The following is an 11827-nucleotide window of genomic DNA, read 5'->3' on the forward strand; positions in this document are numbered from 1 at the left end:
CGCTCACTTCAAGCCTTCCGCCTGCATGGCGCGCTGGACCGATTCGCGCTCGGCAATGCGCGCCACGAAGCGCTCCAGGTGAGGCCACGGCGACAGCGAAACATGCACCACCCGTGACCAGCTGAGTACCGTGAACAGGTAGGCGTCCGCCACGCTGAAACGCTCGCCCGCCACGTAATCGCGTGTGGCCAGGTGCTCGTTCATCAGCGACAGCCGCGCGTTGAGGTTTTTCTGCGCGATGCCGCGCCACGTCTCGCCGCTGTTGGGCTTGAAGAACGGGCTGAAGTTCTTGTGCAGCTCGGTGGTAATGAATACCAGATGGCTCAACAGCTCGAAATAGGCCTTGCTGCCCGGCGATGGCGCCAATTCGGCCTCCGGCGCGAGGCTGGCGATATACAGCAGGATCGCGACCGCCTCGGTCATTACCTCGCCGTCATCCAGCACCAGGGCGGGAACGTAGCCGTTGGGATTGATGGTCAGATAATCCTCGCCGCTGGCCGTCTGCTTGGTGGCCAGATCCACCGTCTCGATCTCGCAGGTCAACTCCGCCTCTTCCAGCGCGATATGTACCGCCATCGCACAGCTGCCCGGCTTGAGATACAACTTCATGACATCGTCTCCGTTCATGGGGGGCCATCGTCGCCATCCGAGTGGGCGCTCACGTCGTCCCGCCGCCTTCCAGTGCCTGGCAATGGCGCGCCACCGATAGTGCCACGACCGGCCCCGCGTCGGTAGTGATCTCACTGTGCCAGAATGCCGCGTAGACGGCCTCGAAGTCGAGACGCTGCAAGCGCTCGCCGATACGTGCCACCTCACTGGCGGGCAGCGGAATGTTGTTGGGGTATGACCACATGAAGGATGCCATGCGGTCCGGCGTGACCAGCAGCGTATCCCCGCTCAACAGCGTACCGCGCGCTTCCCAATGCAGCACGCTGGCGCCGGGGAAATGCCCGCCCAGCCGGTGCGCCGTCACGCCGGGCAACACCTCCAGCGTCTCGCCCTCCCACGGAGTGAGCGCTTCATCAGGCGCCATGATCCACTCGCGATCCGCTGCGTGCACGTACACCGGGCACTCGAAAGTACGCCCCCAGGACGCCATGCTGCTGTAGAAATGCGGGTGCGACATGACGATGGCCTCGAGCCCGCCCAGCGCCTCGATCAGGGTGACCGTGGCCGCATCCAGCAGACTCAGGCAATCCCACAACACATTGCCGTGGGACGTGCGCAGCAAGAACGCCCGCTGGCCGATGGCGAACGTCGGCACCGTGCCCAGCGCCAGAAGCCCCGGGACCATCTCGCGAAAGGTATTGGTATGCCCCGCCGCCAGCGCCGTCGGCGTCGTCCACTGCTGGCCCGATACCGGCACGTACTGGCGCTCGTCCTCGCATACCGGACACCGCAACGGCGGCGCCTCGCCCGCAGGATACTGCACCCCGCATGTCGCACACAGAAACCCCGGTAGCATCATCCGTCCCCCTCCCTCATGTTGGCGCGTGGCATGAGTGTGGTCGAGGTCATGGGTCGAGGCCAGGTGGGTAATGACTCACTTTAAAGGTGCCTCATCGTCGCTCAGTCAATAAAAACCGGGCACCTGGCGGCGCCCGGTCGTGAGTGAGCATTGACTTGGCCACGCGTTCAGCGCTTGAAGAAGTTGCTCTTGACGAGGTCGACGACATCCTCCATGCGCCCGTTGAGAACGGCTTTGGTGGAGTAGAGCGCGGTGGAGGCGACTTGTCCGGCTTCCACCTTGGGCGGCATGACGAGTTCCATGCGGTTGACCTTGACGTCGAGCAACGCCGGACCGTCGTGATTGAGCCACTCGGTTATCGCGGGCTTGAGCGCATGGACCTCCTCGACGCGTTTGCCCCAAATGCCCATGACCTGGGCCAGTTTGTCGAACTCGGGATTCTCGAGATCGGTATAGCTGTCAAGCAGGCCCTCGACCTTCTGTTCCAGTTCGACGAAGCCCAGCGAACTGTTGTTGTAGACGACGATCTTGAGCGGCACCTTCTCCTGCTTGAGGGTGAGGAGGTCGCCCATCAGCATGGTCAGGCCGCCATCGCCGCACATGGCAATGACTTGCCGCTCGGGAAAGGCCTTCTGAATGCCGATCGCCTGTGGATAAGCGTTGGCCATGGTGCCGTGGACGAGGCTGGAAAGCGTGCGCCGCCAGCCGTTGGCATGAATGTGACGCAACATCCAGACCATGGGACTACCGCCATCCGCCGTGAAGATGGCATCGTCGGCGCCCTGCTCATCGAGTGCCAGGGTCAGCGCCTGGGGGTGGATGAGGGTGTCGTCGTTGGATGCATGGGCATCATGCGCCAGCGCCTCCAGATACTGCTTGCGGCAGCCATCCAGCCATCGGGTATCGGTCTGCTCGTCGACCATCTTGGCCAGCGCCAGGCAGGTATCGCGCACGCTGCCGACCAGGCCGATGTCCACCGGATGACGCTTGCCGATCTGCTGCGGGTCGATATCCACCTGAATGATGGTCGCCTTCTCGGGATAGAACTGCCCCCAGGCGAAGTTGCAGCCCAGCAGCAGGAGCGTGTCGCATTCGGCCACGGCATGATAGCCGCCCGCCAGGCCGAAGATACCGGTCATGCCCACCTGGTAGGGATTGTCGGGTTCGATGAAGTCCTTGGCGCGCGAGGTCCAGGCGATCGGCGCATTGAGCTTGGCCGCCAGTGCCATGACCTCGCTGCGCGCGTGCTCACAGCCAAATCCGGCGAAGATGGATATCTTGCCACCCTGGTTGAGCTGTTTGACGGCGGGCACGAATTCCTCGGCATTGGGCCGCACGATGGGGTCGAAGCGATGCGCGCGAAACGGCAGGTCCTGACTCGGTGTCTGCGTGAAGATATCGCCGTGCACGACGAGCACCGCCACCCCGTTATTGGCCAGTGCCGCCTGGGCGGCCAACGCGGTCATGCGGCGTGCCTGGTCGGGGTTGACGATCGATTCGCAGAACACGCTGTACTGTGAGTAGACCGCCTTGGGGTCGACATCCTGAGGGAAGCCGATGCCGGTATCCCCGGTGGCGACCTGAGAGGCGATCAACACCACCGGCGAACCACTGCGATGCGCCTCGAACAGCCCATTCACGAAATGCAGGCTCCCGGGTCCGCAGGTACCGGCACACAGCGCCAGCTCGCGGGTCATGTAGGCCTCGCCCCCCGCGGCGAAGCCGCCGACTTCCTCATGACGCACATGCACCCATTCCAGGGCATCACTGCGCCGAATGGCATCGGTGAAGTGATTGATGGTGTCGCCGACGACGCCGTAACAGCGCCTGGCGCCCGCGTCCGCCAGTGTCTCGACGATGATCTCGGCCACGTTACTGTGACGACTCATGCGATTCCCTCCGCATCGGCGCCCTCAAGGGGCGCGTAAACACGATCGCCACGCCGACGCGTGGCACCTCTCTCACTCTATGCCCGACGAAGGTCGATCTCCAAGCCCTGTGATATTGCTGGACGCTGTCATCGTGTAGATGCGACTGGCGCGCCTTGGCGGCGTCGCATCGCTGAAAGGGGCAAGCCTCAACCGGCCTCGGCCTGCTGTGCCTGGCGTTCAAGCTCGGCGGTCATCTCTTGGGATAAATCAAGAGCGCTGGCCAATTGATCGAGCCAGGCGCGTTCCATCGGGTTCTGCTCATCGATCACGGCGACACTGATCAAGTACATTTCCCGCGCCGCCTGGGGCGAGTCCGCCTCACGGGCCAGAACCTGGGCATCCAATGGCGCCTTCAATTGCTGTTCGACCCAGCGATGCATTTCGTCATCGGCCCCCAGCGCGTCGATCTGTTCGCTGATCAGCGTCTGTTCTTGCTCATCGATATGGCCATCGGCTCGGGCCGCCATGATCATCGCCTGCAGGAGTTCCAGGCTCCGCCGCTCCTGATACTCGCCATCGAGCGCCTCGACACGCTCGCCTTCCCCAGCGTCTTGTGGCTCGCTACCCGAGTTTTTGTTTTGAGCGCTTTGCCAGGCTTTCCAGGCCAGTACGCCGACACCGGCGATCGCGCCGTACTTGAGTGCTTTACCGCCCATCTTGCGACCGCGCTTGGAGCCGACCAGCATGCCCATGGCACCGCCGCCGAGCAGGCTCTTCATATCGAAACCACCCGAGCTGCCGCCACTGGACTTGCCGTGTGAGGCACTCCCGCCCAGCTGTTTCGAGAGGCCATCCAGCATCCCCTTCACATCGACACCGCTGCTCTTCTGACTGCCACCGGCCTGTTGCATCAACTGCTGCAGTATCTTGCTTGCGTTCATTCCCTGGCTCCTCCAGTGATCACTGACGACGCTGCCCCAGGCGCCCCATTACGCAACGCCGCTGCCTTCGGAGAAACCCTGACACAGTTTCTGCCCACCGCCCACAAAAAAGCCACGCCAGAAGGCGTGGCATTCCCTTGAAGCCCCTTTGATCGAGGGGCTTGGCGGCGCGTTATCGTGGTTATGGTGACGATGGCCGGATCACAGGATCAAGCGCCTTCCTCGTCATCGCCGCCGTTAGTCCCCTCGTTGCCGAGGTAATCGGCCTTGCTGGAGCGTTCGAGCCACAGCGGGTTCGTCCAGGCGGTATCGCCATCGGCATCATCGACTTCCAGCGCGACCCAGCCCTTGGCATCGCCGGGGATCTCGAAAGTCAATGTCGCGTCGGTGCCGTCGAGCGATTGGGTAGCGAGCACCTCGCCGCCCTGACCGATCAGGCGCGCTTCCTTGAGGCCGTTGACGGCAGTAGCGTTCACCGTCCATTCGCCCTTGGCGTCCTCGATCAAGCGCAGGGTGTCGCCGAACAGATGCTCCTCGGGGAACAGCAGCGGCCCTTGGGTGGCGTAACCGTGGCCATCCTTGAGGGCACGGGCGAACGCGTCCGGGGTCAGCTCACCGGGCACGTGGGCCATCATGCGAATGCGACCGGTAAGGTCATTCCAGGCATCATGCGTATCCGTCCCTGCGGTGAAGTAAACCCGCGTCCCCTGGTCCCACAGACGGTGCGCGGCTTTCAGCGTGGCCGCGTTATCCACCTCGGCGTTGAGTTCGAGCAGGTCGAAGTGCGGCGTAAAGCCGCCGGGCACCTTGCCGTCCCCCAGGTTTTGCAGGTAACCGTAGGCATTGTACGGGTGGTTGAGGGGAATCACCTCGGCGCCCAGGCGGCGCGCATCGGCGATGATGTCCTGCACGTCAGCGGTGCCGGGATCGACCTTGAGTTCGCCGCTCATCTCGATGGGGAACGGATTCATGTGGCCCCACGAAGGTGAAATCTCGATGGACGGAATGAACGGCATCCCGCGTGCGGCAGAGAGCTTGCGGAAGGTGTCGTGGTTGGCAGTGGAGTCGTGATCGCTGATGAAGGTCAGGTCAAGGTCCGTAGCCAATTGCGCACGCACCACGACATCCGGCGGTGTGGTCCCTTCCAGTACGTTGGCGTGATGGTGCAGGTCAGCACCGTACCAATGTGCGTCGTTGGGCTCGACGAGGCGCTCGATCTCGACCGTCTTATCGAGCGCTTCCCCGGTCTCGAGGCTAACGTGCAACGTTTCCTCGCGGGCCGTGAAGCCGGCGCCGGCATTGATGCCCAAGCGGTAATCGCCGGGCGCCAGCTTGAGCTCGGCATGCCCGGCCGGGTCCAGCGCGGTGAAGAAGGTCTGTTTGCCGAGGAATTCCACCAGCGGCTGCTGACCCTCGAGAATGGTCAAGCGTGCATCACGCGGCATGTCGCCTTCCTCGCTGCGGATATCGAGGCTCAGCGTGCCGGGGCCTTGCATGTCGCTGAAGGTCAGTGTGCGTTCGCTGTCGGCGGTGACATTCAGTTCGACCGACTCGGAATTGGCGAAGCCTTCCGCCGTGGCGTAAGCCTGGTACTCGCCTACCGGCAGCGGCATCGAGAACGCACCCTCGTCGGCCAGAGTCCAGGCATACGGCACCCCATGCTTCTCGATCACCACCAGCCCGTTATGCGGTGCCTGGCCACTGCCATTGCGCAGCTGGCCGTGGATGTCGCCGCTCTCCAGGTTCTTGCGCTCGATCTCGTTGGCCACCACCGGGGCCAGATCGCCCGCCGGCACGACCTGCAGCCAGCCCTCGAAGCGGCGCGACTCGCCCGCCTTCAGACTGTGCTCCAGGTACATGTCCTTACCTTGATAGTTGATGCGATCGAAATACGGCGCATGCAGGGCGAAGGCCCAGTCCTGATCGTATGCCACCACCCGATCGGTCAAGGCGGCGCTGGCTTCGGTTTCCTTGGCATCGCCCAGGCCGGGAACACCGAACAGGTAACCGGTATCCGGCCATAGCGTGAAACCGGAGCGGATGTTCTGCAGCGGCGCATCACCTCGGTTATCGAGCACGGTTTCCAGATGCACGCGGTCGCTGCCGGCTTCCAATGTGTAGGTGGTGGTGACCATCGCTTCGCCAAAATTGCGGCTGACGCGGATCACCGCACGCTCGGGCGACTTCTCGACGACCTCGATCTTCTTGCCGTCGTTGGGCCAGGCGGACCAGTTATCGGGGATGAAATCGGCGAAGGCAATCCGATCCAGATCGACTTCCCCCTCCTTGACCGCCGCCAGGTCGACCAGGGTGCCTCGCGGCACACCCCAGGGCGGACTTGATTCGATGGCCAGTGCAAAGGCCAGCTTATCGTTGGCGACGGTGAGATCCTGGGCGTTGATAGCCTCGCCATCCGGAATATTAGTCGCGCCGCGCGTGACGCTGACATCGGCCTGCGCCAGCGAGGCCGCGCTCAAGGCAAGCGCCGCCAGCGGCATCAGGCTCCATCTTGAATATGTCATGAGATCCCTCTGATGTTGATTTGTTATCCAAGCTTCTCTTTTCCATTATTCAGAATTTTCATTATACGTTCAAATTACTGTCATATTTGCAGGATGCTTGCCCTGGAGTGCGCTCCAGGGTTGTAGAATCAGGAAATAACTTTCGACGCACGACACGAGGTGTCTTATGGCATGCTGCTGCGGTCCTTCATCTTCTTCACCGCAATCGACGCCACGCTACCGACGCGTGCTGTGGATCGCGCTGCTGGTCAACGCGGTGATGTTCGGGGTCGAGATGCTGGCAGGGATGAAGGCCGATTCAACCTCGTTGATGGCCGACTCGCTCGACTTCCTGGGCGATGCAGCGAACTACGCCATCAGCCTCGGGGTGCTGGGCATGGGACTGATGTGGCGCGCCCGAGCCTCGCTGATCAAGGCGGCAACGCTGGCTGGCTTCGGTGTCGTGGTGCTGGGCGTGACGTTGCACAACCTGTTGGTGGGGAGCTACCCGGATGCGCCGACCATGGGCGCGGTAGGGTTCTTGGCACTGCTCGCCAACCTGGCAGTGCTGGTGCTGTTGATGCGCTATCGCGAGGGCGACAGCAACATGCAGAGCGTGTGGATCTGCACCCGTAATGATGTCATCGGCAACGGCGCGGTGCTGCTCGCTGCGCTGGGTGTGTTCGGCAGCGGCACCGCCCTGCCCGACTTGATCGTGGGCGGCGTGTTCGCCTTTCTATCGCTCTCCGGCGGCTGGAAGATCGCCCGTCAGGCGCGCGGTGAACTCCGCCAGGCGCACGAGATGGCGCGGTCCGAAACGGTCAGTGCCGGGTCTTCGCATTGAGCACTTTGCCACCACAAGCACTTCATCACCACAAGTAGCGCCCCGGCACTCGCCGGGGCCTCTCATCAAGCCGGTTGGGGACTCGTCTCAAAACTCGATGGCGACATGGCTCCTGGGCGTGCTGCAGCAGCTCAGAATGTAGCCGTCCGCTTCGTCGTCCTCGGTGATGCCGCCGTTGTGCTCCATGTTGACGTCACCCGAGAGCTTCTTGACCTTGCAGGTGCCGCAGATGCCCATGCCGCAGGCCTTGGGGATGTGCAGGCCCAGCTTGGCAGCAGCGGCATGCACGGTCTCCTCGGGCATGATGCGAATACTCTTGCCGCTGTTGCTGAACTCGACCTGCAGCATGTCGGCGGTATCGACGGCCTCCAGCTCCGCCTCGGCTTGCTCGGCAAGCTCCTCCACATCCGCTCGGACATCGGCGGGCGTGGCTCCGAACGATTCCTCGTGGTAGTGGCTCATGTCGAAGCCGTTGCTCTTCAGCACCTGCTTGACCGCCTTCATGTACGGCGTGGGTCCGCAGCAGAAGATTTCACGCTCCAGGTAATCCGGCACCATCAACTCGAGCATCGCCTGCGCCAGATAGCCGCGGAATCCCGCCCAGGCCTCGCCGCTTTCGTCACCGCGTTCGCAGACGATATGCAACCGGAAGTCGGGAATCCGCGAGAAGATGTGCTCGAGCTCGCGATGGAAAATGATATCGCGCGGCGTCCGCGCGCTGTGCACGAACTGCAGATCGACGTTGGCGTTGGTGTCGAAGAACCAGCGCGTCATCGACATCAACGGCGTGACGCCGACCCCGCCGGAGAGCATGAGCACCTTGTCGGCGGGGTAATCGATGACGTTGAAGTCCCCCACCGGACCGTGAACGACAAGCTCGCTGCCGACCTGCAGGTTGTCATGCAGCCAGTTGGAAACGCGCCCATCGGGAAGCCGCTTGACTGTGATAGAGAAGCTATAGGGCACCGAGGGCGAACTGGAAATCGTGTAGGAGCGCATGATCGGCTCGCCATCGATCTCCAGCTCCAGCGTCACGAATTGTCCGGGCTTGAAGAAGAACAATACTGGCTGATCGGCCATGAAGCAGAAGGTGCGAACGTCCCAGGTTTCCTGGATGATCTTCACGCAACGCACGTTATGGCGCCCATTGGTCCAGGTCTGGGTAGTGACGGGATTGAAGAAGTTCAAGGTCATGAGATGGCTACCTGGTCGCGCGGCGATATCTAATTGTCAGGCGCATTGTGGGTGCCCTCTGCAGCGGCCACTTGCCTGCCAACGACACGCGCATGCCTGCTCTGGCCGCCATCCTGGCGCCCATTCGAGACAAGCGTCGTCACGGCATCGGCGGATGTCGCGGGCAGACAATCCCCACTGGTGGCAATGCATCACACTGCGTGTCACTCACGCCTCTCACGCAAAAACTCACTCAATGTCATGGCGCCATCCGTTACCCGACACGGCGCACGAAGAGGATGCCTTCATGGATCTGATCGCCACATCCGTACTCGACGATCCCTTGGCCGCCGCGCGTGACGCGACCGCCGACATGCTTCGCCAGCGTCGGCGCACGTATTCGCTGCCGCAACCCTTCTATAATGATCCGCGCGTGTTCGCGCTGGATATGCAGGAAATCTTTTCCCACGAGTGGCTGTTCGTCGGCATGACCTGCGAACTCCCCGCCAAGGGCAATTACCTGACCGCGCAGATCGGCGACAACCCCATCATCGTGGTGCGCGGCGACCAGGGCACACTGCATGCCTTCCACAACGTCTGCCGACATCGCGGGTCGCGGCTGTGCACGCAGGAGAAAGGCAAGGTCGCCAAGCTGGTCTGTCCCTATCATCAATGGACCTACGAACTCGATGGCCGCTTGCTGTTCGCCGGGCAGGACATGGGCGAGGATTTCGACCTTTCCGCGCATGGCCTCAAGCCGGTAGCGGTGAAGAGTGCCGGCGGTTTCATCTTCATCAGTCTCGCCGAACAGCCACCGGCCATCGACGACTTCCTGGCGACACTCGATGAGTACCTGGCGCCCTACGAGATGGATAACGTCAAGGTCGCGGCAGAATCGAACATCGTCGAGCAGGCCAACTGGAAGCTGGTCCTCGAGAACAACCGCGAGTGTTATCACTGCAACGGCGCGCATCCGGAGCTGCTCAACTCGCTGATCGAGTTCGACGACACCGACGACCCCCGCGCCACGCCCGCCTATCGCGACCTGGTCGCTCGCCAGCAGGCCCACTGGGAACGCCTACAGGTGCCCTGGGCGCTCAAGCACTTCGGCAAGCGCAACCGTCTGACTCGCACGCCGATGATCGACGGCGTCATGTCGATGACCATGGACGGCAAGCCCGGCTGCAGGAAACTGATGGGAAGCCTCACGAGCCCCGATCTGGGCTCGCTGCGCATTCTGCACCTGCCCAATTCCTGGAACCATTTCATGGGCGATCATGCCGTGGTCTTCCGTGTCCTGCCACTGGGCCCGCAACAGACCCTGGTAACCACCAAGTGGCTCGTCCGCCGGGACGCCCAGGAAGGCGTCGATTACGATCCGCAATGGCTCCGCAAGGTCTGGGATGCCACCAACGATCAGGATCGGCAACTGGCCGAGGAGAACCAGCGCGGCATCAACTCCATCGCCTACCAGCCCGGTCCCTACTCCGAGACCTACGAATTCGGCGTGATCGACTTCGTCGACTGGTACAGCGAGACGATGCTCTCGTATCTGGAATCGGAGACGCCTTCGCTGCAGGTCGTGCAAGGCTGACGCCTGACGGTAGGTACTGAAAGGCATGATGTAGTATCCCGCGCCGATGTCGGCGCGGGATCAATGATAGAGCTTGCCCTCGCCTACGGTGTGGGCTCGGCCTCCAATAAGAATGGTCATGGCATCGTCACGTTCGACCCAGGCATGAATACGACTGGGGCGGCCCATTTCGATACCCTGATCGATCTGCCAGTACCGCGGCCCCACGTCCGGTTCCCGAACCGCCAGATAGCCAGCCAATGCCGAGGCGGCACTGCCAGTCGCCGGGTCCTCACGGAGACTGCCGATTGTGGTGGAAAACATGCGCGCGCGCCGGGCCTCGTCGCCGGTACGAACATGCAGGTAGATCTGCTCGATGCCGCTCGGCGACACACTCCGGCCCCATGATGCCGCCGACGGTCGCGCCTGCTCCAGGGCATCGAGGCTATCCAGTTCGATGAGATGGTAGGCAAGGCCACAAGAGGCAATTTCCGGCTCATCGACTACCTGAGAGGCCGACAACCCCAGCAGCTCGGCAGCCATGGCACTATCCAGCGAGCTTGGCTGTACGTCGACTGGCCGGGCGGTCTTGAAACGGGCCATGCCCTCGTCGAAATGCACTTCCAGATTTCCCACACCGGCTTGCAACACGAGTAGCGACCGGCGATCGGCTAAATCGAGTGAGGCCAGCAAATGAGCCGTTCCGATGACCGGGTGGCCGGCGAAGGGCAATTCAGTGCCAGGGGTAAAGATGCGGATCGGGAAGCGGTTATCGGCTGTCTGCTTACCGACGAAAACCGTCTCCGAGAGATTCAATTCCGTCGCGATAGCCTGCATCCGCTCGGCGCATATGCCCGACGCTTCCGTAAAAACGGCCAACGGATTACCCGCAAACGGCGTATCCGTGAACACATCGAGTAGGTAATAACGGTCACCGGCCTTTTCCATCGGTTCACCTACCCCTGAAAACGAAGCGTAGCATCGCGTCCTGAAAGCGCTTAACCGGCCGCTGGTTCATTAAGCGAATCCCAGCCGAGAACCAATGGCGTCATCTCTGGCGCTCCCGCATGACACGCCCACACCGCACCCGTCTCGGCGTGTCGATGGACGTCGCAAGCGCTGCTTATTCGTTCGCGCGCAGGCGAGGCCGCAGATGAGTGTCGATCGCCTGGCGTACCGAGGGCAGCATTTCATCGCTGTGCTGCATCATGTCGTGAATGGCCTCGGGCAATCCTGGCACCCCGACTTCGTTGTACTTGCAGGCGGCCATGCGGGCACAGGTTTCGGGGCAGGCCCCGTCGGGGATGCGTACGCCCAGAGCCTGCAGGCGCTGGCGGAAGTCGTCGCCGTCGATCAAATCCGCGATCATCATGGCTCACCCTCCTCTTGATAAAGATCTCCATAAGGCGGCGCCATCTGGAGGTCGTGCTTGTGATTGTCGTGTTCGAGTGTTTAC

10 protein-coding genes are annotated in these 11827 nt (G+C 62.3%); 2 read left to right on the forward strand and 8 right to left on the reverse strand.

Going from position 1 to position 11827, the window contains the following annotated elements:
* Positions 1–3: 3 nt before the first annotated feature.
* The 5 genes from gstA to C8E00_RS03825 form a co-directional block, all read right to left on the reverse strand.
* The gene (gstA, locus tag C8E00_RS03805) at positions 4–627 is read right to left on the reverse strand and encodes a glutathione transferase GstA (RefSeq protein WP_243833106.1); all 624 of its coding nucleotides are present in this window, start codon (positions 625–627) and stop codon (positions 4–6) included.
* 31 nt (positions 628–658) lie between these two features.
* The gene (locus tag C8E00_RS03810; RefSeq protein WP_133694768.1) at positions 659–1468 is read right to left on the reverse strand and encodes an MBL fold metallo-hydrolase; all 810 of its coding nucleotides are present in this window, start codon (positions 1466–1468) and stop codon (positions 659–661) included.
* 167 nt (positions 1469–1635) lie between these two features.
* Positions 1636–3357 (reverse strand): thiamine pyrophosphate-dependent enzyme, encoded by a 1722-nt coding sequence (locus tag C8E00_RS03815; RefSeq protein WP_133694770.1) that lies wholly within the window; start codon positions 3355–3357, stop codon positions 1636–1638.
* Between the two features lie 188 nt (positions 3358–3545).
* Complete coding sequence (locus C8E00_RS03820) at positions 3546–4280, reverse strand: tellurite resistance TerB family protein (protein WP_133694773.1); 735 nt, start codon at positions 4278–4280, stop codon at positions 3546–3548.
* Between the two features lie 209 nt (positions 4281–4489).
* A complete protein-coding gene (locus tag C8E00_RS03825; protein WP_133694775.1) occupies positions 4490–6802 on the reverse strand; it encodes a CehA/McbA family metallohydrolase in 2313 nt (770 codons plus the stop codon).
* Positions 6803–6968: 166 nt separating this feature from the next.
* Here C8E00_RS03825 and C8E00_RS03830 point away from each other — a divergent pair, with 166 nt between their 5' ends.
* Positions 6969–7625, forward strand: coding sequence for a cation efflux transmembrane domain-containing protein (locus tag C8E00_RS03830; RefSeq protein ID WP_133694777.1), 657 nt, complete (start codon positions 6969–6971; stop codon positions 7623–7625).
* A gap of 87 nt (positions 7626–7712) precedes the next feature.
* Here C8E00_RS03830 and C8E00_RS03835 read toward each other — a convergent pair whose 3' ends face one another.
* Complete coding sequence (locus C8E00_RS03835) at positions 7713–8819, reverse strand: FAD-binding oxidoreductase (RefSeq protein WP_133694779.1); 1107 nt, start codon at positions 8817–8819, stop codon at positions 7713–7715.
* Positions 8820–9105: 286 nt separating this feature from the next.
* On the opposite strand from C8E00_RS03835, the gene C8E00_RS03840 reads away from it, so the two are divergent.
* Complete coding sequence (locus tag C8E00_RS03840) at positions 9106–10392, forward strand: aromatic ring-hydroxylating oxygenase subunit alpha (RefSeq protein WP_133694782.1); 1287 nt, start codon at positions 9106–9108, stop codon at positions 10390–10392.
* 60 nt (positions 10393–10452) lie between these two features.
* Here C8E00_RS03840 and C8E00_RS03845 read toward each other — a convergent pair whose 3' ends face one another.
* Both C8E00_RS03845 and C8E00_RS03850 read right to left on the reverse strand, forming a co-directional pair.
* Positions 10453–11319, reverse strand: coding sequence for a PhzF family phenazine biosynthesis protein (locus C8E00_RS03845; RefSeq protein WP_133694784.1), 867 nt, complete (start codon positions 11317–11319; stop codon positions 10453–10455).
* A gap of 175 nt (positions 11320–11494) precedes the next feature.
* Positions 11495–11743, reverse strand: coding sequence for a hypothetical protein (locus tag C8E00_RS03850; protein WP_133694786.1), 249 nt, complete (start codon positions 11741–11743; stop codon positions 11495–11497).
* Between the last annotated feature and the right edge of the window lie 84 nt (positions 11744–11827).

Source organism: Chromohalobacter marismortui, from assembly GCF_004364315.1.
GTDB classification, from domain to species: Bacteria; Pseudomonadota; Gammaproteobacteria; order Pseudomonadales; family Halomonadaceae; genus Chromohalobacter; species Chromohalobacter marismortui.